This window comes from Vibrio tubiashii, from assembly GCF_028551255.1.
In the GTDB taxonomy this organism is placed as follows: Bacteria; Pseudomonadota; Gammaproteobacteria; order Enterobacterales; family Vibrionaceae; genus Vibrio; species Vibrio tubiashii_B.
In genome coordinates this window covers 799,043-822,782 of the sequence record NZ_CP117029.1, presented here as the reverse complement: position 1 = coordinate 822,782, position 23,740 = coordinate 799,043, and the positions used below count along the sequence as shown (strand labels likewise).

General features: G+C 44.9%; 23 protein-coding genes and 1 other RNA gene. 9 read left to right on the top strand and 15 right to left on the bottom strand.

Annotated features, from left to right (window positions below; translation table 11 throughout):
* Nucleotides 1-90: 90 nt before the first annotated feature.
* From LYZ37_RS03740 to LYZ37_RS03720, 5 genes are all read right to left on the bottom strand, one after another.
* Complete coding sequence (locus LYZ37_RS03740) at nucleotides 91-1,650, bottom strand: AbgT family transporter (RefSeq protein ID WP_272786550.1); 1,560 nt, start codon at nucleotides 1,648-1,650, stop codon at nucleotides 91-93.
* 271 nt (nucleotides 1,651-1,921) lie between these two features.
* Nucleotides 1,922-2,341 carry a prepilin-type N-terminal cleavage/methylation domain-containing protein gene (locus LYZ37_RS03735; RefSeq protein WP_272786549.1) on the bottom strand — a complete coding sequence of 140 codons (420 nt, stop codon included), beginning with the start codon at nucleotides 2,339-2,341 and terminating at the stop codon, nucleotides 1,922-1,924.
* The gene (locus LYZ37_RS03730; protein ID WP_272786547.1) at nucleotides 2,331-3,575 is read right to left on the bottom strand and encodes a hypothetical protein; all 1,245 of its coding nucleotides are present in this window, start codon (nucleotides 3,573-3,575) and stop codon (nucleotides 2,331-2,333) included. The genes LYZ37_RS03735 and LYZ37_RS03730 overlap by 11 nt, the downstream gene beginning before the upstream one ends.
* Nucleotides 3,572-4,222, bottom strand: coding sequence for a PilW family protein (locus LYZ37_RS03725; protein ID WP_272786546.1), 651 nt, complete (start codon nucleotides 4,220-4,222; stop codon nucleotides 3,572-3,574). Before LYZ37_RS03725 ends, LYZ37_RS03730 begins: the two co-directional genes overlap by 4 nt.
* Nucleotides 4,200-4,709, bottom strand: coding sequence for a GspH/FimT family pseudopilin (locus tag LYZ37_RS03720; RefSeq protein WP_272786544.1), 510 nt, complete (start codon nucleotides 4,707-4,709; stop codon nucleotides 4,200-4,202). Before LYZ37_RS03720 ends, LYZ37_RS03725 begins: the two co-directional genes overlap by 23 nt.
* A 151-nt stretch (nucleotides 4,710-4,860) precedes the next feature.
* On the opposite strand from LYZ37_RS03720, the gene LYZ37_RS03715 reads away from it, so the two are divergent.
* Complete coding sequence (locus tag LYZ37_RS03715; protein ID WP_336314490.1) at nucleotides 4,861-5,244, top strand: type IV pilin protein; 384 nt, start codon at nucleotides 4,861-4,863, stop codon at nucleotides 5,242-5,244.
* A 44-nt stretch (nucleotides 5,245-5,288) separates the two neighbouring features.
* Here the strand turns inward: LYZ37_RS03715 and dnaJ are convergent, their stop codons facing one another.
* Together dnaJ and dnaK are read right to left on the bottom strand one after the other, a co-directional pair.
* Complete coding sequence (gene dnaJ, locus LYZ37_RS03710) at nucleotides 5,289-6,431, bottom strand: molecular chaperone DnaJ (RefSeq protein WP_239852063.1); 1,143 nt, start codon at nucleotides 6,429-6,431, stop codon at nucleotides 5,289-5,291.
* Nucleotides 6,432-6,642: 211 nt separating this feature from the next.
* Nucleotides 6,643-8,559: a molecular chaperone DnaK gene (gene dnaK / locus LYZ37_RS03705; protein ID WP_272786538.1), complete on the bottom strand. Its 1,917-nt coding sequence runs from the start codon at nucleotides 8,557-8,559 to the stop codon at nucleotides 6,643-6,645.
* A 336-nt stretch (nucleotides 8,560-8,895) separates the two neighbouring features.
* Between dnaK and LYZ37_RS03700 the strand changes: the two genes are divergently transcribed.
* Nucleotides 8,896-9,240, top strand: coding sequence for a four helix bundle protein (locus LYZ37_RS03700; protein WP_272786537.1), 345 nt, complete (start codon nucleotides 8,896-8,898; stop codon nucleotides 9,238-9,240).
* A gap of 90 nt (nucleotides 9,241-9,330) precedes the next feature.
* Here the strand turns inward: LYZ37_RS03700 and LYZ37_RS03695 are convergent, their stop codons facing one another.
* Both LYZ37_RS03695 and grpE read right to left on the bottom strand, forming a co-directional pair.
* Nucleotides 9,331-10,608, bottom strand: coding sequence for a dicarboxylate/amino acid:cation symporter (locus LYZ37_RS03695; protein ID WP_272786536.1), 1,278 nt, complete (start codon nucleotides 10,606-10,608; stop codon nucleotides 9,331-9,333).
* 284 nt (nucleotides 10,609-10,892) lie between these two features.
* Nucleotides 10,893-11,489: a nucleotide exchange factor GrpE gene (gene grpE, locus LYZ37_RS03690; protein ID WP_272786534.1), complete on the bottom strand. Its 597-nt coding sequence runs from the start codon at nucleotides 11,487-11,489 to the stop codon at nucleotides 10,893-10,895.
* Between the two features lie 144 nt (nucleotides 11,490-11,633).
* Between grpE and nadK the strand changes: the two genes are divergently transcribed.
* Nucleotides 11,634-12,518, top strand: a complete 885-nt coding sequence (gene nadK, locus LYZ37_RS03685) for an NAD(+) kinase (protein ID WP_004744366.1) — start codon at nucleotides 11,634-11,636, stop codon at nucleotides 12,516-12,518.
* Between the two features lie 79 nt (nucleotides 12,519-12,597).
* On the opposite strand, the gene LYZ37_RS03680 is transcribed toward nadK, so the two are convergent.
* The gene (locus LYZ37_RS03680; RefSeq protein WP_272786531.1) at nucleotides 12,598-12,882 is read right to left on the bottom strand and encodes a GIY-YIG nuclease family protein; all 285 of its coding nucleotides are present in this window, start codon (nucleotides 12,880-12,882) and stop codon (nucleotides 12,598-12,600) included.
* A gap of 258 nt (nucleotides 12,883-13,140) precedes the next feature.
* Here LYZ37_RS03680 and recN point away from each other — a divergent pair, with 258 nt between their 5' ends.
* Nucleotides 13,141-14,805 (top strand): DNA repair protein RecN, encoded by a 1,665-nt coding sequence (gene recN, locus LYZ37_RS03675; protein WP_272786530.1) that lies wholly within the window; start codon nucleotides 13,141-13,143, stop codon nucleotides 14,803-14,805.
* A 174-nt stretch (nucleotides 14,806-14,979) separates the two neighbouring features.
* Nucleotides 14,980-15,339: an outer membrane protein assembly factor BamE gene (gene bamE / locus LYZ37_RS03670; RefSeq protein ID WP_004744368.1), complete on the top strand. Its 360-nt coding sequence runs from the start codon at nucleotides 14,980-14,982 to the stop codon at nucleotides 15,337-15,339.
* A gap of 393 nt (nucleotides 15,340-15,732) precedes the next feature.
* Here the strand turns inward: bamE and LYZ37_RS03665 are convergent, their stop codons facing one another.
* Both LYZ37_RS03665 and LYZ37_RS03660 read right to left on the bottom strand, forming a co-directional pair.
* Nucleotides 15,733-16,086 (bottom strand): RnfH family protein, encoded by a 354-nt coding sequence (locus LYZ37_RS03665; protein WP_004744369.1) that lies wholly within the window; start codon nucleotides 16,084-16,086, stop codon nucleotides 15,733-15,735.
* Nucleotides 16,076-16,519 carry an SRPBCC family protein gene (locus tag LYZ37_RS03660; RefSeq protein WP_004744370.1) on the bottom strand — a complete coding sequence of 148 codons (444 nt, stop codon included), beginning with the start codon at nucleotides 16,517-16,519 and terminating at the stop codon, nucleotides 16,076-16,078. Before LYZ37_RS03660 ends, LYZ37_RS03665 begins: the two co-directional genes overlap by 11 nt.
* 118 nt (nucleotides 16,520-16,637) lie before the next feature.
* Between LYZ37_RS03660 and smpB the strand changes: the two genes are divergently transcribed.
* Both smpB and ssrA read left to right on the top strand, forming a co-directional pair.
* Nucleotides 16,638-17,123 (top strand): SsrA-binding protein SmpB, encoded by a 486-nt coding sequence (gene smpB, locus LYZ37_RS03655; protein WP_004744371.1) that lies wholly within the window; start codon nucleotides 16,638-16,640, stop codon nucleotides 17,121-17,123.
* Between the two features lie 67 nt (nucleotides 17,124-17,190).
* Nucleotides 17,191-17,557: a transfer-messenger RNA gene (ssrA, locus tag LYZ37_RS03650) on the top strand.
* 138 nt (nucleotides 17,558-17,695) lie between these two features.
* Here ssrA and LYZ37_RS03645 read toward each other — a convergent pair.
* Both LYZ37_RS03645 and LYZ37_RS03640 read right to left on the bottom strand, forming a co-directional pair.
* Nucleotides 17,696-18,640, bottom strand: coding sequence for a sensor histidine kinase (locus LYZ37_RS03645; protein WP_272786526.1), 945 nt, complete (start codon nucleotides 18,638-18,640; stop codon nucleotides 17,696-17,698).
* The gene (locus LYZ37_RS03640; protein WP_272786524.1) at nucleotides 18,637-19,194 is read right to left on the bottom strand and encodes a heme NO-binding domain-containing protein; all 558 of its coding nucleotides are present in this window, start codon (nucleotides 19,192-19,194) and stop codon (nucleotides 18,637-18,639) included. Before LYZ37_RS03640 ends, LYZ37_RS03645 begins: the two co-directional genes overlap by 4 nt.
* A gap of 300 nt (nucleotides 19,195-19,494) precedes the next feature.
* On the opposite strand from LYZ37_RS03640, the gene LYZ37_RS03635 reads away from it, so the two are divergent.
* Nucleotides 19,495-20,310 carry a phosphate/phosphite/phosphonate ABC transporter substrate-binding protein gene (locus LYZ37_RS03635; RefSeq protein ID WP_272786522.1) on the top strand — a complete coding sequence of 272 codons (816 nt, stop codon included), beginning with the start codon at nucleotides 19,495-19,497 and terminating at the stop codon, nucleotides 20,308-20,310.
* A gap of 9 nt (nucleotides 20,311-20,319) precedes the next feature.
* On the top strand, nucleotides 20,320-21,975 hold the full coding sequence (locus LYZ37_RS03630; protein WP_272786521.1) for a HAMP domain-containing sensor histidine kinase: 1,656 nt from the start codon (nucleotides 20,320-20,322) through the stop codon (nucleotides 21,973-21,975).
* Nucleotides 21,976-22,191: 216 nt separating this feature from the next.
* On the opposite strand, the gene LYZ37_RS03625 is transcribed toward LYZ37_RS03630, so the two are convergent.
* Complete coding sequence (locus LYZ37_RS03625; RefSeq protein WP_272786519.1) at nucleotides 22,192-23,493, bottom strand: HD domain-containing phosphohydrolase; 1,302 nt, start codon at nucleotides 23,491-23,493, stop codon at nucleotides 22,192-22,194.
* Nucleotides 23,494-23,740 lie beyond the last annotated feature (247 nt).

The window sequence follows — 23,740 nt, the reverse complement described above, 5'->3', positions numbered from 1 at the left end:
ACAGACATTTACTGGATTTATATTCCACCACAAAAACAAAAGCCTCGCTAATTAGCGAGGCTTTATCATTGGGTGTTCGGTAGTCAACAATTACATCGTGTAAGTGTAAGGCGCTTGAATACCTAGAGGGATACCTAGCATCCAGTACACAACTAGGAAGATAGACCAACCAATCAGCATTGCGATAGAGAATGGCATCATTAGTGAAGCTAGAGTACCGATACCAGTCGACTTCACGTAGCGCTGACAGTAAACCACAACAAGTGGGAAGAAAACCATCAGAGGAGAGATGATGTTCGAAACAGAATCACCAACACGGTAAGCCGCTTGAGACAGTTCTGGTGAGATACCAACTGCCATTAGCATTGGAACTAGGATTGGACCAATCAGAGCCCATTTCGCTGACGCAGAACCAATGAGAAGGTTCACAGACGCAGTCAGAAGGATCATACCGATGATCGTTGCTTCACCTGGTAGGTTCATCGCTTTCAGGCCTTCAGCACCGTATAGCGCTAGAAGAGTACCAATGTTTGACTGAGCGAACGCCGATAGGAACTGAGCACAGAAGAACGACATTACGATGTAAGCGCCCATGGTAGACATAGTATCTGCCATCGCTTTGATAATATCGTTACTGGTTTTGAACGTACCCGACACTTTACCGTAAACGTAACCAGGGATGATAAACAGAATGAAGATCAATGGAACAATCGACTTCATAATTGGTGCTGAGAACGCTGTGATTTCACCTTCAGGAGAACGCAGTGCTGATGTTTCTGGGATCAGAGCAACAACCAATAGAGCGATACCCGCAAGCATAGCCCAACCAGCGTAACGGAACGCTTTTGACTCTAGCTCAGTGAATGAACCTAGATCCGGTGCTTTTTCTGCATCTTCATCAACTGGTGTATTAGCTAGGCGAGGTTCAATGATTTTCTCAGTAACATACCAACCAATCGCTACGATGATGACTGAAGAAATACCCGTGAAGAAGATGTTCGCCAGTGGGTTAACTACGTACTCAGGGTCAAGAACTTGTGCTGCTGTTTGCGTGAAACCTGCTAATAGTGGGTCAATACCTGAAGGGATAAAGTTAGCAGAGAAACCACCAGATACACCAGCAAACGCCGCTGCGATACCAGCTAGAGGGTGACGACCAGCTGCGTGGAAAATGATACCACCAAGAGGAATAACCAGTACGTAGCCCGCATCTGCAGCAGTGTGCGATACGATTGCGACAAGGATTAGCATTGGTGTAAGAAGCTTAGCTGGTGTGAAGTTAAGCATTTTCTTAAGGCCAGTTGTAATGAAGCCAGAAGAGTCAGCAACACCAACACCTAGCATCGCTACAAGCACGATACCTAGTGGTGCAAAACCAGTAAAGGTAGTAACCATGTTCGCTAGAAAGCTTGCTAGAGATTCGCCAGTCAGAAGGTTGTTGATTGCAAGCGCTTCACCCGAACGTGGATTAATAAGGTCGAACGTGAAGTTAGAAAGAAGGGCAGATGCACCCCATGTAATGATCAGTGCCCAAAAGAACAGGATGGCAGGATCTGGGATCTTGTTACCCGCTCGTTCAATAAAGTTTAGGAAGCGGTCCATACCACTAGGCTTTGGTGACGGAGCTTTATTAATTGCTTGGTTACTCATGGTAACTCCATATGTGATGTTGTTGCGGTAGACCTTTATGCATTTATTATGTCGGTCTATTTTTCACCATGTATTTTAGTGAATCCACTCTAATAAAGCACAACAATCTAGAGGTTTTTCCATAATTGGAGACATATTTTGCAAAAACGCCATCTACGTGCAACAAACTACAAACACAAACTCCCGAGATTAATAAACAATAATGAAACTAAAATGCAAAATATAACGTATGCAGGTTAGTAAAATAGATCTATCAATTCACAATATGAATCTATCTGCTTATAAACTCACCATCCCTTGCAATCATAGTAGTAAGAGTTAACTGCTGAAGTTCTCCCAGACGATCTTGCCAGTGTGCGCTAATCGTTATCTGTTTAAGTGAAGAAGAGAGCGCAGCAGATGGCGTGCTAATTTGCCAACTAAGCTGATAAGGAGGTAGAGAGTCAGAACCACTGCTTATCAAATCGAAATCTGCCACCGCGACGCTAGACTGACTTGGGTCTGCCCCTCGGGTACGAAACCACTCCAGTTTATTTTCAATCAGATTTAACCCTTCAATACTCTTAACCGCGAAATCACTCCTTTGCTCGGTGTAGACCTGCAACTTTATCAAAGCCAGACTCGCAATACCGATCAGCAACAAGGCAATTAACACCTCCAATAGAGAAAAACCTCGCCGACTATTGCCCATACCAGCCTCCGGGATACCAAGCAAATACTTTACGCCCCTCAATAGGGTTATTCGCTGCTGAGTAATCTAAGTCATAGGAGCCTTTTAGTACCACTTCCCCACCCGGCGCATCAAAGTGCAACCCACCTTTGGGATGAAATGAACCGTTATCAAAATAGACGGTATGACTACCCAGCCAAGCCTGAATAGAACTATTAAAGCTGACTGCATTCCAATAATCATTCAGGCTCGACGCGCTAAAGTCTAATGACGTCATGTCCACTAAGTGATAGAAAGATCCGGCAAATACATTTGAACCTGTCGAAGAGAAAATACCATTCTCTACCACGAGTGATGAAGGCCAAGCAATGTTCAAAGGAGTGGTGATGATGCAGTGCCCTTCTATCCATAGCTTGTTATTGGTCGATGTTAATTGGCTATTAATCACATCAGCGCAGTTGTGGCCGTCAGAAACAGTCGCTAGCGAGATCACCTGATATTGCAGCTTGGCGCGCGCAATGTTTTCAGCGTTTTTCGTCATATTAAAGTAATTCTGAAACGTATTAAGCTGCGAATCTTGTTGGTAATCGTTTTTAAACAAATTGCCTGTTTCAGAGGTGCTTTGATTGCTAGACAGAGAGGTTTTGTACTCTGGTGCGCACTCGCCATTAAAACCTGAATAAGGTCCGTTAACCATAGGCGCGCTGGTCGACAATGTTCCTGTACTTCCCCCTGTTTCATACGCCACTTTAGAGAGATACCTCACCGCCACGCAGTCATAAAAACCATCAGTTCGAGCCTCTCTTGGCGCATCTGGAGCAATATCGATGCTCCCAATCAAACGTAAATCCGCTGTCGATTGAATCGCGCCCATACCACTCACTTCACTGTGATGAAAACGGCGATTAATTCGATAGTTTTCACTAATGGCGTGTACTAGGTAGTTATCTTCGTTGAGCGGCTCAATATAAAGCGCTTCGAGTTGCAAGGTTTCTTTACATACATCATTAAGTAAGGTGTTAGCCGCAGAAGAAAGCGCGTTAAGCTGATCCGGAAATGCATTTACATAAGCGTAGGCGCATTCTACACCCGCTTCAGATTGCCAGTGAGCCTTCCTAACCTTAACTTCATTTTGCGCTCGTTTAATCTGATAAAACAGAACTTTATAACTAGTTAACCCGACTAACAAAGCCGTGACCAAAACAACGCTGGTAATAAGTAGAGTCGCAAACCCTCTTTCAATGGTGCGCCTCATTGCCAGTTCCTAAGTAACGCAGTGAGATTGGATTCATAAGTTATCTCAGTGTCAGAAAGAAGGTGCGCGTGGATTGATATGGTCACCATTCGCGTCTCCGCCTCGCCACCTTTGACCACTTCTTTATTGAGCGAAAACTCTGTCACAGATATTTGTTTAGGGTTAAACAAATTAAAACAGTAACCTCCGAGCCCAGATGAAGAAGCGGAGGAAATTGAGAGAGGCTCGCTAGTGTGCTTTTCGCACAGTTTGAGTGAGTCTCCTAGCTCTATGGTTTCTGACTCTTCACGTTTATAGACGACATTTCGAAATGAAGCGCTTCCCGTAGAAGCGATGCGGTAAACATAGCCAAGTACCCCTAGCTCATTGTCGATATAAAGATGAGAAGTCGCTCCAGACAACTGGGCAGGGATAGCTGCAACGCCATTAAAACCTGCTCGGTGAATGTCCTCTTTTATTTGCAATAGGGTACTCGATAGGTTTTGCGCAAGCAGCAATTGTTTTCCTCGCTCGGTGGCGAGCTTTTGTCCGCTAGTAAATACCGTTCCGATAACCCCAATCGCCATCACTCCCATGATCGAAGCGATCAGTAGCTCGGCTAGACTTGCCCCACGTTGACGACAATTACGCACAGTTGGGAAAACCATAACGACTTTCACTTAGCGCGCAGAGCATGATTCGGTTACCCGCGTAGGAACTTTTCACAATCAACGCTTGGCTCGCGTGACCTTTGGGGTAGAAACTCAAGCTGCCATCTTTAATTCGACCACGCAGACCATCGAATTTGATTCTATCTGCGGTATAAGTCCAATCGAGCTGTAAGTCTTTAAATGAAGTGCCCTGTAAGAATAGAATTTTGTTGCCCTCTCCTCTAGTGTCTGAATCTGTCAGTGTCACCGTCCAATCTTTGGCTAAAACTGGCGAAGAAGTGAAGGTAAAATGCGCCCATAAATCGCGGTTTCTCCAAATCGCTTCAGAACGGGCTTGGTTTAAAAAACCATTGAGCTCGTTGGCTGCTCTGAGCATTTGACTATTGAGATGGAGATTATGAAAACCGGGTACAGCGACAGAAAGTATTGCAGCCAACACCAGCACCGTGATTAATAGCTCTAACAGAGTAAACCCGCGAGACATTTCCCAAATTCCTATGCAAAGTCAAATGTAAAGAAGTTTCCAACTTGAAGACATGCTAACAGCTAAGAAAAATAGGCGAATAGTCTGATAGGAAGCATTCGAAATGATTCGAAAAAAGTTATGTAATTCAAGAAAATATCGAGTAAAAGCAATGACACTTGTCGAATTGATGCTCGCTTTAGCCATTATCTCGATAGTCGCGGCAATCGCATATCCAAGCTATCAAAGTCACTTACTCAGGGCGCATCGGACTGCTGCACTGGCGGATCTAGCCAAAATTCAGATCGAACTCGAACAGCACTATTCAGGGAGTTACCAATCGGCAGCGACATCGGTGTTATCTGGAGGGGTGTGTAGTTTCTGCACCGTAGATAGTGAGCATTTCACTGTGTCTGTTTCAGCCACAGCATCTGCGTACACTATTAAGGCAGAACCTATCGGTGCACAATTAAAGGATCAGTGTTCAAACAATCACTATAGCCAACTGACTATCAATCAAACAGGTGAAATGACACCACCAAATTGTTGGCAATAAAAAAGCCTGCTGAGAAGCAGGCTTTCTAAGTCTTAGTGCTAAAGTTAGCTAGTTAGGTCATCAAAGAATTTCTTCACACCGTTGAAGAAGCCTTCTGATTTTGGCTTATGTTTCGTTGCCGCTTCACCACCACAAGACTCTTCAAATTCTTTTAGTAGGTCTTTCTGACGCGAGCTTAGGTTTACTGGCGTTTCGACAACTAGTTTAACAATCAGATCGCCAACACCGCCACCACGAACACCCTTCACGCCTTTACCACGCATACGGAACATGCGACCAGTTTGGGTCTCTGTTGGAACTTTAAGGTTTACACGACCATCAAGTGTTGGCACTTCAACTTCACCACCTAGTGCTGCCATAGCAAAGCTCACAGGTACTTCACAGTAAAGGTTGTTACCATCACGCTCAAAGATATGGTGCTCTTTGACATGAACTTGAACGTACAGGTCACCCGCCGGAGCGCCATGCTCTCCTGCTTCACCTTCACCAGAAAGACGAATACGATCGCCCGTATCTACGCCAGCTGGGATCTTAACGTTAAGGGTCTTAGTCTTCTGCTTACGACCTTGTCCATGACATACATTACATGGGTCTTTAATGATCTTGCCCTTACCATGACAGGTAGGACAGGTTTGCTGAACCGCAAAGAAACCTTGACGCATCTGAACCTGACCGTGACCATGACAGGTACCACAGGTTTCCGCAGAAGTGCCTTTCTTAGCACCGCTACCTTCACAGCTGTCACAGTGAACCAGTGTTGGAACTTCAATTTCTTTAGATACACCACGAACCGCTTCTTCAAGTGACAGTTCCATGTTGTAACGTAGGTCTGCACCGCGCTGAGCACGATGACCACCGCCACCACGACGACCGCCACCGAAGATATCACCAAACACATCACCAAAGATGTCGCCGAAATCTGCACCGCCGCCACCAAAGCCGCCGCCGCCCATACCGCCTTGTTCAAAAGCAGCATGACCATATTGGTCATAAGCCGCTTTCTTTTGCGGATCGAGAAGAATTTCGTACGCTTCTTTTACTTCTTTAAACTTATCTGCTGCGCTTTCATCACCCTGGTTACGGTCTGGGTGGAATTTCATCGCTAGGCGCTTGTACGCCTTTTTAATATCACGCTCTGATGCATCGCGGCTTACGCCTAATACTTCGTAAAAATCACGTTTTGACATGTTCTTCGTCACCAATGTAGTACTGCAAACGGAGGATAGTTATCACACCGCTTGGTGTTTGTATCATTCTAGATAAAGATTCGAGATTCGAGATTCGAGATTCGAGATTCGAGAACCATTATCTAGACTGACATCTTAGTTACAAACATACGGGCGTATGAGTTTCCTCAAACGCCCGCAAGAAATTAAATTAAGTATGTCGAATCAAGAATTACTTCTTGCCGTCTTCCTTAACTTCTTCAAACTCAGCATCAACTACGTCGTCTTGAGGTTGTGCTTGTTCTGCACCAGCTTCAGCACCTTGCTGTGCTTGAGCTTGCTGCTGAGCGATTTCCATTAGCTTTTGAGCTGCCGCCATAAGTGCTTGAACTTTAGCGTCGATCGCTTCTTTGTCTTCGCCCTTACGTGCTTCTTCTAGCTCAGAGATAGCTGCTTCAATCTTCTCTTTCTCGTCAGCTGGAAGTGCATCACCTGCTTCTTCCACTTGCTTACGAGTACCGTGAATCATTTGGTCAGCTTGGTTACGTGCAGTTGCTAGCTCTTCGAACTTCTTGTCCGCTTCTTTGTTAGCTTCTGCTTCTTGTACCATTTTCTCGATATCTTCGTCGCTTAGACCGCCAGAAGCTTGGATAGTGATCTTCTGCTCTTTACCAGTCGACTTATCTTTCGCAGATACGTGTAGGATACCGTCCGCATCTAGGTCGAAAGTTACTTCGATTTGAGGCATACCACGTGGTGCTGGCTGAATACCTTCTAGGTTGAACTGACCTAGAGACTTGTTGTACATCGCCTGCTTACGCTCACCTTGAAGAACGTGGATTGTAACCGCATTCTGGTTGTCTTCTGCTGTAGAGAAAACTTGGTTCGCTTTCGTTGGGATAGTAGTGTTCTTCTCAACTAGCTTAGTCATTACGCCGCCCATAGTCTCGATACCTAGAGACAGAGGAGTAACGTCTAGTAGAAGTACGTCTTTAACATCACCAGCAAGTACACCACCTTGAACTGCAGCACCCATTGCTACTGCTTCATCAGGGTTCACGTCTTTACGAGCTTCTTTACCGAAGAACTCAGCAACTTTCGCTTGAACCATTGGCATACGAGTCTGACCACCAACTAGGATAACGTCAGTAATGTCGTTTACAGATAGGTCTGCGTCAGCTAGAGCAACTTTCAGAGGCTCAAGAGAACGTTGAACTAGGTCTTCAACTAGAGATTCTAGCTTCGCACGCGTCACTTTAACGTTCATGTGCTTAGGACCAGTCGCATCTGCAGTCACGTAAGGTAGGTTTACGTCTGTTTGAGAAGTAGAAGAAAGCTCAATTTTCGCTTTTTCTGCTGCTTCTTTAACACGCTGCATTGCTAGAGGATCGTTCTTAAGATCGATACCTTGCTCTTTCTTGAACTCTTCAACTAGGTAGTTGATCATGCGGTTATCGAAGTCTTCACCACCTAAGTGAGTGTCACCGTTAGTTGCTAGTACTTCGAATGTTTTCTCGCCTTCAACTTCGTCAATCTCGATGATAGAGATATCGAAAGTACCACCACCAAGGTCGTATACAGCGATAGTGCGGTCACCGCCTTGCTTGTCTAGACCGTATGCTAGAGCAGCTGCTGTTGGTTCGTTGATGATACGTTTAACTTCTAGACCTGCGATACGGCCAGCATCTTTAGTTGCTTGACGCTGAGCATCGTTAAAGTAAGCAGGCACTGTGATAACTGCGCCAGTTACTTCCTCACCTAGGAAGTCTTCTGCAGTTTTCTTCATTTTCTTTAGGATTTCAGCAGAAACCTGAGGAGCTGCCATTTTCTGGCCTTGCGCTTCTACCCAAGCATCACCGTTGTCAGCCTTAACGATTTTGTAAGGCATGATTTCGATGTCGCGCTGAACTTCTTCGTCTTCGAAACGACGACCAATAAGACGCTTAATTGCAAATAGCGTGTTAGTTGGGTTAGTAACTGCTTGACGTTTTGCAGGTTGACCTACTAGCGTTTCACCGTCTGTGTAACCAATTACCGATGCAGTGGTGCGCTCACCCTCTGCGTTTTCAATTACACGTGGTTTGTCGCCGTCTAGTACAGCAACACATGAGTTAGTAGTACCTAAGTCAATACCAATGATTTTACCCATCAGGCTATCTCCGAATAAATTTCTATTTTCGTTTTGCTATATCCCCTATGTGGGGATGGAGAATCGGGTTTCAACCCTTGCTCACAAACAAAAATAATGATGTTTGCTTCTCTATGCCCAATAGATAAGGGCGGCAAATGGCTTTTCAAGGGACGAAGTGAAAAAAAGTTAAAAAAGATTTGGAGAGGCGAGAGGCGAGAGGCGAGAGGCGAGAGGCGAGAGGCGAGAAACAATTTTAACAGATTGATACTCCTGTCAAGTCTCAACTATTAATACTATTTCTATACGCAAGCATTAACCCTTTGGGTCAAGCTAATGTTTTAAATAGGAATTAACGTGAAATACGAAAAACTAAAAGTCTGGAAAACAAGTTTCGAACTCTGTAAGAAAACGTATCTTTCAGTACAACATATTCAAGATTACTCTTTTCGTGACCAAATAAGGCGTTCCAGCATATCTATTCCCAGCAATATCGCTGAAGGTGTAGAAAGAACAAGTGGGAAAGAAACGGCATACTTCCTGAATGTAGCCAAAGGTTCTGTGGGAGAACTCAAAACCCAATTGCTACTTGCGTCTGCCCTAAATTATCTTCATTCAAACCAATGTGATGAGTTGTGCAATGTTTGCGATGATATTGCACGTATTTTAGGAGCTTTGATCATAAAGCACAGGTCGAGCTAGTAACGTCTCGATTCTTACCTCTAGCTTCTCGAATCTTAGATCAAAAAAGCGAACCCTATGGCTCGCTTTCAAATTCCGACACTTTATTGATTAAGCATTCGCTTGAGCAGGTTTCGCTTCTACTTCTGCTTCTTGTTTGCCGATTTCACCTTCCGTTTTAGCAACGATAGTGTTTACTGCTGTATCGCCCACTACGTTAGAAGATGTACAGAACATATCATTGATACGGTCAACTGCTGCGATGATTGCTAGACCTTCTGGTGGAAGACCTAGTTGGTGAAGAAGAACACCAACCATTACAACGCCACCGCCAGGAACACCACCAGCACCGATTGACAGAAGTAGGATAGTAAGACCTAGAGTGAACACATCAGCAGTGTTGATTGGCTGACCAAATGCGTTTGCTACGAAGATAGTTGCAAGTGCGATGTAGATAGACACACCAGACATGTTCATGGTTGCACCTAGTGGTACACCAAAACCGGCTACTGATTTTGAAACGTGTAGCTTCTCAGTCAGAGTACGCATTGTTACAGGGATCGTCGCGTTCGAGCTTGCTGTAGATAGAGAGAATAAGATCTGCTCACGAGTTGCACGTAGGAACGTCTTTGGAGAAGTACCTGTCGCAATGCCTACTGCCATTGGGTAGAAGAAGAAGATCCAGAACACTAGCATTGCCACAACAAGCGCTACATAGCCTGCTACAGACATTAGCGTGTTCGCGTCTAACGTTGCACCTAGCTGAATCATCAGCGCAAATACGCCGTATGGAGCAAGGCTCATTACTAGACCAACTAGCTTCATCATGATTTCGTTTGCCATCTTGAATGTGCGAATAGCCGGACCACCGCGTGAATCAAGAGCTTGAATAGCAAGACCTGTCAGGATTGCCATGAAGATGATTTGTAGCATGTCACCATTAGCAAACGCTTGAACAGGGTTGCTTGGTACAATGTTAACCACTAGTGAGAAGATATCAGGTGTTTCAGTTGTTGTGAGTTTAACCGTTTCTGAAATCGTACCTGCTAGGTTCGCGTCAGCACCTGGTTGGAAAATCATACCAACTGTAAGCGCCGCAGTAATCGCGATGATGGTGTTAATAATGTATAGAGCAAAGGTTTTACCACCAAGACGACCAAAGGCAGTGATGTCTTTCAGGTCAACAATACCACATACGATTGAAACGTATACCAAAGGTACAACAAGTAACTTGATCAGTGATACAAACATACCGCCCGCGCCTTCAGCAGCGCCTAGAAGGTAAGTATCAAAGATTGCAATCCCGCTAAATAAGTACTGGATCGCAGTACCGATCAGTAGACCAGCAAACAAGCCTACAAAAATCTTGCTTGAAAGCGATTTATCCATCATTCATCTCCAGAATGTTGTGTTTTTAATTTATGGTTTTATAGTTTATTCCGCCAGTTTTCCCGACAGAGTTCGCACATAATACACACAAAGGTTACAAAATAAAGACTTTGTTTACGATAATGTTACAAGTTTCAAATCAGAAATTAATTTTCGGTTAAACTTCATACTAAGAATAATTCACCAAATCAATTATTTATTGAGAAATAACACAACTGGTCTGAGAGGATAAAAAAAGAGAGGCCTAAGCCTCTCTTCTGTTTAAAACACGTTAAGTGTGAAAATTATTTAGCAACCATTACCATTGCAGGGCGAATCACGCGACCGTTAAGCTCGTAACCTTTCTGCATAACAAACATAACCGTATTAGCTTCGTGGTCTGGGCTTTCTTGGATAGACATCGCTTGGTGCATTTCTGGGTTAAACACTTCACCTTCAGGGTTGATCTCTTTTAGACCAAACTTAGAAACCGTGTCTACAAACGTTTTGTGCGTCAGTTCCACACCTTCAAGCAGTGGCTTAACCACTTCGTTTTCAGTGTCAGCGGCTTGAATTGCTCGCTCTAAGTTATCGATAACTGGCAACAGTTCTTCCGCAAACTTGTTTAGAGCGTATTTACGCGCTTTATCGATCTCAGTTTCAGTACGGCGACGCATGTTTTCAACTTCAGCCTTCGCACGTAGCACACCATCTTGCTGTTCCTGAATTTTCGCTTCACTTGTTAGTAGCGCTGCTTCTAGTTGAGCAATCTTAGCGTCTTTCTCATCACCAATCTCTTCAAGCTCTGCTTCAACTTCTTGAGCAGCTGCTTCTACTTTCTCTGCTTCTTCGATGATTTGATCCAGCTCTTCTTCTGTAACTTTGTTTTCTTCGTTGCTCATGATATCTCCAGAATTCAACTTTATTGGTCCCCAACACATCACGTTTATCGTATTGGGATACACAAAAATTCGCATAAATAGCTAACTTGCCATTATTATGGGGATGAAGATTGTCGAATCAAGCCTATTTGGTGCGGAAAACCTATGAAAAAACCTTTTGAAGTGATCGCCATCATTGGTAAACCAAGAGATCAGCAAGCTATAGCGACTCATAGAGAGCTATATACCTGGCTTCAAAGCGAAGGTTATAAAGTGTATATCGACGATCGATTGAGTGAAATCTTAGATGATATTCCTAGTGACGATTTCGCTAGTCTGATTCAACTTGGTCGTATTGCCGACCTAGCGATCGTCGTGGGTGGTGATGGCAACATGCTAGGCGCTGCTCGTGTCCTCTCTCGCTTTGATATTTCAGTCATAGGTGTAAACAGAGGTAACTTAGGTTTCCTTACCGACCTAAACCCAGAAGATTTCCAAACAGCCTTATCAGCCGTACTGAACGGCGAGTTCATCGAAGAAGAGCGCTTTTTGCTAGAAGCAGAAGTGCATCGACATGGGCAAGTTAAGAGCCACAATGCCGCGCTAAACGAAGCGGTGCTTCACCCTGGGCAAGTCGCCCATATGATTGAGTTCGAAGTTTACATCGATGATAGCTTCGCGTTCTCTTTGCGTGCGGATGGTCTCATTGTATCTACGCCAACCGGCTCAACCGCCTACTCACTCTCTGGTGGAGGCCCTATTCTGTCGCCAAGTTTGAATGCCATTTCACTGGTGCCTATGTTCCCGCATACCCTATCTAGCCGCCCACTTGTGGTCGATAGCGCGCGCCACATTAAGCTTGTCGTTTCTCCAGATAACCGCGGAATGCAAGAAGTGGGCTGTGACGGCCAAGTATCATTACCAGTTTCGCCGGGGGATGAAGTCCACATCTACCAAAGCCCGAATGTGCTTAAGCTGATCCACCCGAAAGATTACAGCTACTACCATGTTTTAAGAAACAAGTTGGGCTGGTCGAGTCGGTTGTTTTAAGAGCTTAATAAGTAATGACAGGACAAGATACAACGTTCTGTCATTCCTGAGATGGAGGAACGACAGAGTCAGGAATCTCTCAAAGAAAGTCGTATAAGTCAGCCCAACGACGATTGGTTTCGTTGATTAATCTCTCTTTCCATTCTCGCTTCCACTTTTTCATCTGTTTCTCTCTCACTATGGCGTCTTTGATATCAAGATAAAGCTCATAGTGAACTAATCGATTAATGTTATACCGCTTGCTAAATCCATCCACACTGCCATTTTTGTGCTGCCATACCCGCGCTTTTAGATTACTAGTAACACCAATGTACAAACAGCTACCAGACTGGTTAGCCATTATGTATACGGCAGGTTGTTTCACATTAACTCCTTATACCTCCCCCATACAGCACCAATAGTAGATGGGTTCTCTGAATAAAAAGTTTGAAAAAAGAACTATTAGGCCAAGCTGTTACGAGATTCCCTACTCTCTCCTTCGTCGCTCTATGGAATGACAATAAACTCGTCCAGCAAGGTTTAGATCCCCATCAAAAAATTCTCAATACAATCTTTACTGTATAAAGAAACAGTATATACTGTTTTCTTATACAGTATTGTTCATTTAAACAGGTACAACAAAATGCTGGCTCATCTAAGTGTTAATAATTTTGCAATTGTTAAGTCTCTACAGCTAGAGCTATCCAAGGGAATGACAACCATTACCGGTGAAACTGGCGCAGGTAAATCCATCGCCATTGACGCTCTCGGTTTGTGTTTAGGCGGGCGTGCGGAAGCCAGCATGGTACGTCAAGGTGAAGAGAAAACTGAAGTAAGCGCGGCTTTCTCTTTAGAGAACAATATCAATGCCACTCGCTGGCTAGAAGACAACGACTTATTAGATGGGAGCGACTGTATTCTGCGTCGCATCATCAGTAAAGAAGGCCGTTCTCGTGCATTTATTAACGGTAGCCCTGTTCCACTTTCTCAATTAAAAACTTTGGGGCAGCTGTTAATCAACATCCATGGTCAGCATGCTCATCATCAATTGATGAAAAGTGAGTACCAAATGGCAATGTTGGATCAATATGCAGGTCACTCTAACCAGCTTAAGAGCACGCGCAACGCCTACCAATCTTGGCGACAATCAGACAACAACCTTAAGCAGTTGAAAGAAAACAGTGCGGCAAACCTAGCTCAGAAACAACTTCTTGAGTACCAAATTAAAGAGCTTAATGAACTCTCTCTTGGCGAGGATGAATATGAAGAACTCGAACAAGAACACAAGCGTCTCTCAAACAGTGGAGAACTTGCCTCTACCTGCCAACAAGCCATCGAACTTATTTACGAAGGTGAAGAAGTTAACGCGCTTGGTATTTTGCAATCGGCCAATCACTCCTTAATCCAGCTCGCAGAGTTAGATGAAAAGTTGGCTGAGTTACCCAATATGCTTGCTGAAGCCATTATTCAAGTTGAAGAAGCGAATAGTGAACTTCGTAATTACTTGGACAACATCGATGTCGATCCTGCACGTATGGCTTACGTGGAAGAGCGTTTCTCTAAAGTCATGTCGATGGCGAGAAAACATCATGTTATGCCTGATGAACTTTACCAACATCATCAAGATCTACTCGGTCAAATAGAAGCACTTGATTGCTCGGACGAACGCCTGGAAGAACTTGAACAAGAAGTAGAAAACAAATATCAACGCTTCCTAGCAACGTCAGAAAAGCTCCATAAATCGCGCATTCGTTATGCCAAAGAACTCAATAAGTTGATCACGGCTAGCATGCACGAACTTAGTATGGAAAAAGCGCAGTTCCGTATTGAGGTATCAAATGAAGGCACTCACCCGTCCCCACTTGGCATGGACACCGTGTGCTTTGTTGTCTCAACCAACCCCGGGCAACCAATGCAACCTATTGCCAAAGTTGCCTCTGGTGGTGAGCTTTCGCGTATATCGCTGGCAATTCAAGTGATCACAGCGCAGAAAGTCGATACTCCTAGCCTGATCTTCGATGAAGTCGATGTGGGTATCAGTGGTCCAACAGCCGCTGTGGTTGGCAAAATGCTACGTAAACTTGGCGAATCCACTCAAGTTCTGTGTGTCACTCACCTTCCTCAGGTAGCGGGCTGTGGTCACCAACAGCTGTTTGTCGCGAAACAAACCAAAGCAGGTAAAACTGAAACTCAGATGCACTGCTTAGACAATGAACAACGCGTTTCAGAGTTAGCCCGACTACTAGGCGGAAGTGAAATTACTGATTCAACGCTAGCCAACGCTAAAGAGCTGCTTATCGCCGCTTAATCCCCGCTTTTTCGAGTCAAAGTTCCTTTCAATGAAGAATTTTGACTCGACTTTGCAACCAAATTCAAAAATCATGGTCTGAATCAATTCAAAATGCTCTCAGCTTTTTACTTTAGCGCTTAGCTTGTTTATTATCGGCTGAGTTTGATTTTTATCAGTTACAAGAATTTAAGTATGCAATTAAAAAAGTGGCTTATCGCTGTACCACTCGCTATGACAATGCTGACAGGCTGCTCGCTATTAGAAAAGTTGGTATACCGCATTGATATCAACCAAGGCAACTACGTAGAGCAATCTGCAGTAGAGCAATTAAAGTTTGGTATGACGAAAGAGCAAGTCCGTTATGTAATGGGCTCACCTATGCTCGTAGAGAATGGTTATCCTGATACTTGGTACTACATCTACCACCATACCGAAGGTCACAACGACTCAATTCAGAAAAACCTAATCGTTGACTTCAACGGTGAAGGTCAACTCGTTAATGTCGCCGGCGATTTCCCGCCAAGCAAAGACTTTTTTGAGAGTATTAACTAGCGAGAAGCGAGAAGCGAGAAGCGAGAAGCGAGAAGCGAGAAGCGAGAAGCGAGAAGCGAGAAGCGAGAAGCGAGAAGCGAGAAGCGAGAAGCGAGAAAAGTTTTAAGGGTTGGCATTTTGTGTCAACCCTTTTTATTTCAATAAATTAAGCTGTCATCCTCAAGAACGAAGAATGAGTGAGTTGGGGATCTCTTAAAGCAAGTCGATGAAGTATGGAGATTCCCTACTTCTTCCTTCGTCAGTCTAGGGAATGACGGTATATAGCACCGCATTCCTCTCAAAGGGCGCAGCCCGGTCTCGGCTCTCGGAGCGAAGCGTTCCAGCCTCTCGAAGGACGAAGTCCGATCCCGTTATCTAAAAGCGGAGCGGTCCATAGGGCGAAGCCCGTTCTATCTAGCCTTCCTTCCTCAACGGATTTTTCTTACCACCCGTGACCGGATCGGCAGAGCCTGCGGCTTTGGCTTGCTCGGCTCGCTTGCGGCGGATCTCTTTTGGATCGGCTAGAAGTGGACGATAAATCTCGATGCGGTCTTTATCATTGATCGTAGCATCCAGCTTAACATTACGGCTAAATACGCCGACCTTATTCTTCTTTAGGTCAATCTCAGGGTATAACTCAAGCACACCAGACTGAGCAATGATCTCTTCGACGGTCATTGACTGATTAACCACTAACGTAAATACACGCTGCTCTTGCGGCAGAGCATAGACGACTTCAACATGAATCATTTCAGACTCAATACTCATAAGCTGGGTACACCTGTTTTGCGCGCTTCGTAAAAGCGTTGACCATATTACTGGTCAGTTCATTAAAAACCTTACCAAACGCCATTTCAATCATCTTGCTTGAAAACTCAAACTCAAGCTTAAGCTCAACTTTACACGCCTGCTCATCAAGCGGAGTAAAGAACCATCCACCTTTAAGTGTTTTAAACGGCCCATCGACTAAATTCATCAGGATCGCCTCACCATCAACCAACTCATTCGACGTGGTAAACGTTTTGCTAATCCCTGCTTTTGCAACATCAACAGAAGCCACCATCGCATCCGAGCTCGACTCAATCACACGCGAACCAGAGCAACCCGGTAAAAACTCAGGGTAGCTCGCGACGTCGTTCACTAGATTGAACATCTGCTGGGCACTAAACGACACTAAAGCAGAACGACTAACTTGCTTCATATTGACTCCTCGTAACATCTGCTTGAACTTCAAGCTTGGTGCAATTTTACTTTTATTTGCACTCAGCGCAAATAAAGGGATTTCCTAACTTAACTCCTAGCCGTATAATGCAGCCATTATGGCAAAGAAAAAATCTAAACAAAAAGCGGGTAGCAATACCATCGCTGTCAATAAGAAAGCTCGCCACGAGTATTTCATCGACGATGAAATCGAAGCAGGTGTGGAGCTTCAAGGCTGGGAAGTAAAAGCCCTTCGTCAAGGCAAAGCTAACATCGCAGAAAGCTACGTGTTTATGCGTGACGGCGAAGCCTTCGTGAGTGGCATGACCATTACCCCTCTTAACCAAGCATCGACACACGTTGTGGCGAACCCTACTCGTGTGCGTAAATTATTAATGAGCCGTCGCGAACTTGATAACCTGCTAGGTCGAATCAACCGCGAAGGTATGACACTTGCGGCCCTCTCCCTATACTGGTCTCGCTCTTGGGTGAAGATGAAAGTCGGCGTAGCGAAAGGTAAGAAGCTGCACGATAAACGTACTGATCTTAAAGAAAAAGATTGGGCTCGCGAAAAAGCGCGCGTAATGAAGAGTTCACTGCGCTAATATTGAGCACTTAAACGCACAAGTCTAGACAGGTTACACTTTTCTGGTACTATGCGAAGAACACTTTGGGGCTGATTTAGGATTCGACAGGAATTTTGCAGTCTGAGGTGCATGCCGTGGGGCGGTTGGCCACGTAAAAAGCCGCAAAAAAATAGTCGCAAACGACGAAAACTACGCACTAGCAGCTTAATAACCTGCTCAGAGCTCTCTCGCCCTAGCTTCCGCACGTAAGACGGGGACCAACGAGAGATCAAACCCAAACGCGCTAGCCCGGATTCTCCCGCCTGAGAGATGAACGGCGAATTCTAATTCAGGATAGTCATTTACTAGCGTGTCGGTTCGCAGGTACTTGGTGAATTTAAAGATCGACTAAGCATGTAGTACCAATGATGAATGGTTTTTGGACGCGGGTTCAACTCCCGCCAGCTCCACCAAACGTTTGGAAAGGCGCTAACTCATAGAGTTAGCGCCTTTTTCTTATTTGACTCATCATTCTAACTTTGGCTCTTAGTACAACGATACGCATACGAAACGAATAGGTTCGATAGCTCCACACTAAATGCAGAATACGGCTAACTTATCGGGAAGAAAATACCAAAACAAGTACCGAGCCCCACTTTGCTGTTCAAGCTAATATGGCCACCGTGTTTTTCGACTAAATTATGAGTTACCGACAGCCCCAACCCAGTCCCTACACCAACCTCTTTGGTCGTAAAGAAAGGGTCAAAAATCTTTTCTTTGATATCCTCGGGAATACCCGACCCGTTATCTTTCACCTTAATGAGTATCCCATGAATGCCTTTATAAACCTGCGTCTGGGTGCTCACTGTTAGAACACCTCCCTTCTCCTCACATGCATGAGCCGCATTTATAAACATATTAATCAGAATTTGTTGGATACTTTGCCCATCTGCGTGAACCAACGGTAACTCCGGAAGCAAATGCTTGACTACCTCCATCTTATATTTTATTTCGCTCCATACCACTTTAAGAGCTAGATCAATACACTCATTAATATCGCAAAGATCGTGCCTAGTACCACCAACGTGAGTAACTTGTTTTAAACTCGCGACGATATCTCGTACTCGATTAAGCCCCCCTAGAGTTTCTTCGATCAACTCACTTGTATCGTCCTGTAACTCATCTATCGAGAGTGCTTGGCGCTGTTGTTGATACTTATATCGGATCTCTTCTGGTAGTTCAGCCTGAGTCATAAACCACCGATCCAACTGGAAAAGCTGCGCAACGTATTCGCTTAGTGTTTGAACATTGCTCATTGAAAAACCGACTGGATTATTGATCTCATGCGCTACCCCCGCAGCTAATTGACCAATCGACGCCATCTTCTCAGCCTGAACAAGTTGCTTCTGACTGATTTTCAGTTCTTCGAGTGTTTTCTCCAAGACCATCACGTTGTCATATAAATCCCGAGTTTTGTCCGCAAGCAATCGCTCGGCTTCAAGTCTCGCTGCACGTTCTCGCTCATAGGCTCGCTGATAATTAACCTGACCGCTCATTGATTCTCCTGCGTATCAAATGCCACAACGATTTTGCAGTGCTTGTCGCCACGATGAAGACAATCAGGGTGAGCCAAGTGGATAGGCTGCTTGAAGTGTTCCGAAGCACCGACAATCAAACCCTCGGCAAGTTCACATAGTTCACGACCTGAATTATAGTAAATGACTAGGCGTCCATCTTCTTGTTCTTCATAGGAAAACCTAGGCAGATACGCTTGAGGGTAGAGTCGTTTCACCTCTTTGTGAATCACGCTATCAATCGCGAGTAAAAAAGCCTTCAGATCAGTGATTTGTGAGATGTCGGTAGGGCAACTCGCATAAAGTTTTTTGAATAAGTAGTGACCAAAAGACCGTACCAGTTCCTCTGCAGGAATATTCGTCTTGTCTGACAATACACCCACCATGTTAAACAACTCACTATCGGCGTAGCTCCCCCCTGCCGTATAAATACCACCTGATTCAGGCTCTGTAGTCTCTATCAACTCATCGAGCATTTCCATACCCATTTTTTCGACAATCATATCGGAAAAAGCAGTAAACACAGCTCCTTGCATCCCAATCTCCTTAGCGCTGAGTTAAATATAGCTACAAAAGGGCTAGTAACATATGGCACACCTCTTGTTACTATGTATAGCATCAAATAGATAAAAAATCGGAAAAAACCGGAATACTGCCTGTAAACATGCCAAATGTATTTCGGCAATGAAGCATTTAAATTTAAGCTACACTCAATATCCAAAACTAGACGGATTAGTCCACTTACCCACTTCAACGTTATGAAAAGCTGAAAAAATTCGTAAAGCCCCACCATTTAGCTACGCTTTAAATAACTCGGCTACTCAAAAGGGAAGAACATGAAGAAACTCGGATTGCTCGCACTACTGCTTAGCTTACCGGCACAAGCGCAAGAACAAACACTGACGTTTGGTATCGTTCCGCAGCAATCAGCGATCGTACTCGCCAAAAATTGGGGTCCTATTTTGAAACACTTGTCTGAAGAGACTGGATATAAGATTGTCTTTCGCACCGCTAAAGACATTCCTGAGTTTGAACAACGCGTCCTGAAGGGGGAATATGATATTGCTTACATGAACCCCTATCACTACACAGTATTTCATCAAAATCCCGGCTACAAAGCCTTTGCTAAGCAAAAGGACAAGCAAATTCGCGGCATTTTGGTGACCAAATACGACAGTCCTATCCAGGATTTGCAAGACTTAAATGGCAAAACTTTGGTCTTCCCATCCCCAGCCGCCTTCGCCGCAAGTGTCATCCCACGATCCTCGCTCAAGGCCATGGGCATTAACTTTACGCCTCAGTATGTTTCTTCACACGACTCAGTATACATCAATGTTGCCAAAGACTTTTTCCCTGCAGGAGGTGGTATTGAGCGCACGCTAAACAACACCGACAGTGCGATACGCGATAATCTAAAGGTCCTATGGCGCACCCCTGGTTATACACCCCATGCATTTGCCTCCCACCCCGAACTACCCAAAGCCGTAAGTGACAATATTACTCAAGCACTACTGGCTCTAAATGACAGCGAAGCGGGTCAAGCCTTGCTCGAACGAATCAAGTTCAGAGGGGTTGAGCAAGCACAAAACAGCGATTGGGATGATGTCCGTGCCTTAAACATCACATTACTCGATAAGTATCTAGAACCATAGGCTTTCGCCATGTCACTGAGAGTGAAGACCATCCTCGGGATAGCCTTAATAGAAGCAGTATTGCTGGCCATTTTACTGACTTTAACGCTCAATTACTTGCGAACAACCAACTTTGACGGATTGGATCAGCGAGCTGTATCAACATCCGATTTATTTGCCTCGACGGTTAAAAACGCCGTCCTGTCTTATGATCTTGCTACCGTGGAGTCCTTCACTCAGGAGTTATTACATAACAAAGACATCGTCTATGTTGCTGTGTTTGGTGAGGAAGGACAATTGTTGTCAAGCTTAGGTAACCTACCCGGTGATTACAGTCCTAGTCGGCTAGAGCAGGGATCTAGTCGCGTGAAGGATGGAACCTTTGATGTGTCTAGCCCGATCGAAGAATCCGGTATCAAATTTGGCGAAGTATGGCTTGGGTTTGATATGTCCGCACTCAATAAGGCCATCGATTCAGCGAAAAAATGGAGCACATTGATCGTGCTGGGAGAAATGGCCTTAGTCGCATTGTTTTCCTATGTGCTTGGGGCCTATCTTACCCGTCGCTTAAGCGAACTTAAGCGCGCTGCCGATGACATTGCGGCGGGTTCACGCCAAGTTGATATTCATACAGATAGTAAAGATGAACTAGCTACGGTGTCGCGTGCCTTTATCAACATGGTGGCGCAGATCAAAGAGTCCGAGCACAATGCAGAACGTTATCGAAATGAACTTGAGCATAGCAATGCTTCTTTAGAAACTCGGGTACAGAAACGGACGCAAGCTCTAACCGACGCCAACCGCCAATTGACCGATACCAACGAGCGCTTAAAAAGCACTCAAGAAAGATTAGTCGAATCAGAAAAGTTGGCTTCTATCGGTACTATGGCGGCCGGAGTCGCACATGAGATCAACAACCCGATGGGAGCAGTCAGCAGTAATCTCCAGATGTGCCAGAGCTACTTGAGTACCTACCTAGCCTGGATAGAGCGTAGCGAAGCATTATACGACAGCAGCAATGACAAAGCCTTGCAACAGCTACAGCAGTGGAAACAGACCCATTATGTGGACTGTATAGAGGAAGATTTTCGCGATAGCCTAAACGAAGCGATGGTGAGTGTTGATCGAGTGCGTTCCATCGTTACTGCCCTGCAACGCTACGCCACTCAGCTGAACCAAGATAAAGGCGAACGTGAACCTCTGTTACTAAAGCAGCTACTCAAGCACTGCCTAGAAAGTTTGGCGCCTTCAGAGCACCTGACCGTATCCTTGAGCCCTTCATTAAACAATTTACCTACGTTACATGTACACGTGGACGATTTTCGCCAGTTGTTTACCGAACTATTGAAAAACGCTATTCAGTCATGTGAGCGTATGGCGAAACCGTCCGAAGGCCAGATCTCCATCTCTGCCCAAATGCACGAACATCATCTCATCATCCTGATTGCCGACAATGGTGTAGGTGTCGACGACGCGCACCTGAAGCGTCTGTACGATCCGTTCTTTACTACCTTGCCAGTGGGGCAAGGTATGGGCCTTGGGTTAACCTTTTCATACAGTATCATACGTTCTCATGAAGGGGCGATACGCATTCAAAACCGCAACACTGGGGGGGTGAACGTCACTCTTGCCTTCCCCCTCAGTCTCACCAATCACGTCACTATTGCTACTGCAAATAGTGCATAATTTAACTGCTGGACTTGTTCAAGCATGCAGTGCAGTAAACGTGGAATGACCCGTTTACCTAGGGCATTATAGGACCCTCTAGAGGTATTGATTAACTAGCACCTAGTATTCGGTGGGTAATTCACCTCTGCCTGCTTGTCCTATCCCCCCTATCATTACGCTTGCTGAATATCCGTGGGTAATTTTATTACAATTACTTCGCACGAACTTGGTAGATCAGACGTAAAGCGCGATAGGTACTTCGACAGACTCTTCAATTTGTTTAAGCTTGCTTAGTAATGCTTCATTGATCTCTTGACCTGCAGATAACATCATTTGCCCATTTGGATGATAGACATCCTGCTTGAGTACTGCCCCAACTCTAAGCTCATCTAAGCCTACACAAATCTCAAGATCAGTGTTGTGAATATCCGTTTTGAGGACCTCAAAAAAACTACGCGCCACTGCAGGATCGTACAAGCATCCTGCTTGCTGCTCTATAAATGCTCGCGCGCTACTGGGCTTGAGCCGTGCAGAGTTTTGCAAACCTGACACAAAGAACTCGTAGTTTTTGATCACTCTTAAGATACGGGAACCTATTGGGATCTCGTCTTTAGCTAGATGCTCGGGAAAGCCTGTCCCATCATAGTTTTCATCTTGATGTCGAATAATGTCCACAAGTGGCCTGAACCGCTGTATTTGACCAATGATGGCGGCACCCACTTCTGCATTAGCAAGCGGAGCAAGACAAATTTGCGTTCCGTCAGGCTGAATAGAAGGCTCAAATGAATCAGGTATCGCACCGATTAATCCAATCTCGTGCAATAAAGCGCTCAAGTAACAATGTGACACCTGCGCCTCAGACAATCCCATATGAGTAGCGACCAATTTAGCATATTCAGCTACCCGCTCACTGTGTTGATGTGGCTGCCCCGTTGCATGCTGGATGATAGCAGATAAGGCTGACAGAATATCTTTGAAGGTACGTGTCCGATTCGCTAACAGAGCACTCATTTTTTTATTGGAGTCCTGCAACGCAGCGGTGCGCTGCTTGATTTTGTCTTCCAACGCATCGTTCCACTCATTCAATTGCGTATTCTTAGACTGTAATTCATCGGTCAGTACCTGCTTCTGGCGCCTCAATTCTAACAATTCAGACGCCTTAGACAGAGTCAGTTTCAGCGCTTCGTTATCCCAAGGTTTAGCAATATAGGAATGAATCCCCCCCTCGTTGACGGCGAGTACGGTCGATTCCATATCACTGTATCCAGTCAGTAAAAAACGAATCGACTCAGGGCGAATCGCTCGCGCTTTAGCGAGAAACTCCGCCCCATCCATCTCAGCCATCCGCATGTCGGAAATGATGATAGACACATCATGCTCCTCAAGGTGAGCTAGAGCATCGTGACCGTTATCAAACGAAACCACACGATAATCAAAGCGCAGTACTCGCGTTAGAGATTTTAGAATTTCTGGCTCGTCATCGAGCAGCAGCAGATGCAACTTTTCTTGACAAGGGCTAATATCAGCATCGTTCATAATTCAGCTCCCGATACAAGGCTATTGGATAAATAGTGACTAACTTGTGCCAACAGCTCTTTGCTATCGCATATGATTAGCCATTGGATTTTGAATATCGCAGCCGTGACTTTACTGAAAACTCAGTCTCTTACCTTTAGCATAGCCAAAATATCGCGCTTTACAGATAAAAACGGTTGTGACAGCAAAAAGTGATATTCAAAACCCATTAGAGATAGGTTGCTCGTGAATGTGAGTGACTTACTTT

Coding starts and splice junctions, on each gene's coding strand:
- LYZ37_RS03740 (WP_272786550.1), bottom strand. CDS start 1,650: ATGAGTAACCAAGCAATTAATAAAGCTCCGTCACCAAAGCCTAGTGGT.
- LYZ37_RS03735 (WP_272786549.1), bottom strand. CDS start 2,341: ATGGGCAATAGTCGGCGAGGTTTTTCTCTATTGGAGGTGTTAATTGCC.
- LYZ37_RS03730 (WP_272786547.1), bottom strand. CDS start 3,575: ATGAGGCGCACCATTGAAAGAGGGTTTGCGACTCTACTTATTACCAGC.
- LYZ37_RS03725 (WP_272786546.1), bottom strand. CDS start 4,222: ATGGTTTTCCCAACTGTGCGTAATTGTCGTCAACGTGGGGCAAGTCTA.
- LYZ37_RS03720 (WP_272786544.1), bottom strand. CDS start 4,709: ATGTCTCGCGGGTTTACTCTGTTAGAGCTATTAATCACGGTGCTGGTG.
- LYZ37_RS03715 (WP_336314490.1), top strand. CDS start 4,861: ATGACACTTGTCGAATTGATGCTCGCTTTAGCCATTATCTCGATAGTC.
- dnaJ (WP_239852063.1), bottom strand. CDS start 6,431: ATGTCAAAACGTGATTTTTACGAAGTATTAGGCGTAAGCCGCGATGCA.
- dnaK (WP_272786538.1), bottom strand. CDS start 8,559: ATGGGTAAAATCATTGGTATTGACTTAGGTACTACTAACTCATGTGTT.
- LYZ37_RS03695 (WP_272786536.1), bottom strand. CDS start 10,608: ATGGATAAATCGCTTTCAAGCAAGATTTTTGTAGGCTTGTTTGCTGGT.
- grpE (WP_272786534.1), bottom strand. CDS start 11,489: ATGAGCAACGAAGAAAACAAAGTTACAGAAGAAGAGCTGGATCAAATC.
- nadK (WP_004744366.1), top strand. CDS start 11,634: ATGAAAAAACCTTTTGAAGTGATCGCCATCATTGGTAAACCAAGAGAT.
- recN (WP_272786530.1), top strand. CDS start 13,141: ATGCTGGCTCATCTAAGTGTTAATAATTTTGCAATTGTTAAGTCTCTA.
- bamE (WP_004744368.1), top strand. CDS start 14,980: ATGCAATTAAAAAAGTGGCTTATCGCTGTACCACTCGCTATGACAATG.
- LYZ37_RS03665 (WP_004744369.1), bottom strand. CDS start 16,086: ATGAGTATTGAGTCTGAAATGATTCATGTTGAAGTCGTCTATGCTCTG.
- LYZ37_RS03660 (WP_004744370.1), bottom strand. CDS start 16,519: ATGAAGCAAGTTAGTCGTTCTGCTTTAGTGTCGTTTAGTGCCCAGCAG.
- smpB (WP_004744371.1), top strand. CDS start 16,638: ATGGCAAAGAAAAAATCTAAACAAAAAGCGGGTAGCAATACCATCGCT.
- LYZ37_RS03645 (WP_272786526.1), bottom strand. CDS start 18,640: ATGAGCGGTCAGGTTAATTATCAGCGAGCCTATGAGCGAGAACGTGCA.
- LYZ37_RS03640 (WP_272786524.1), bottom strand. CDS start 19,194: ATGCAAGGAGCTGTGTTTACTGCTTTTTCCGATATGATTGTCGAAAAA.
- LYZ37_RS03635 (WP_272786522.1), top strand. CDS start 19,495: ATGAAGAAACTCGGATTGCTCGCACTACTGCTTAGCTTACCGGCACAA.
- LYZ37_RS03630 (WP_272786521.1), top strand. CDS start 20,320: ATGTCACTGAGAGTGAAGACCATCCTCGGGATAGCCTTAATAGAAGCA.
- LYZ37_RS03625 (WP_272786519.1), bottom strand. CDS start 23,493: ATGAACGATGCTGATATTAGCCCTTGTCAAGAAAAGTTGCATCTGCTG.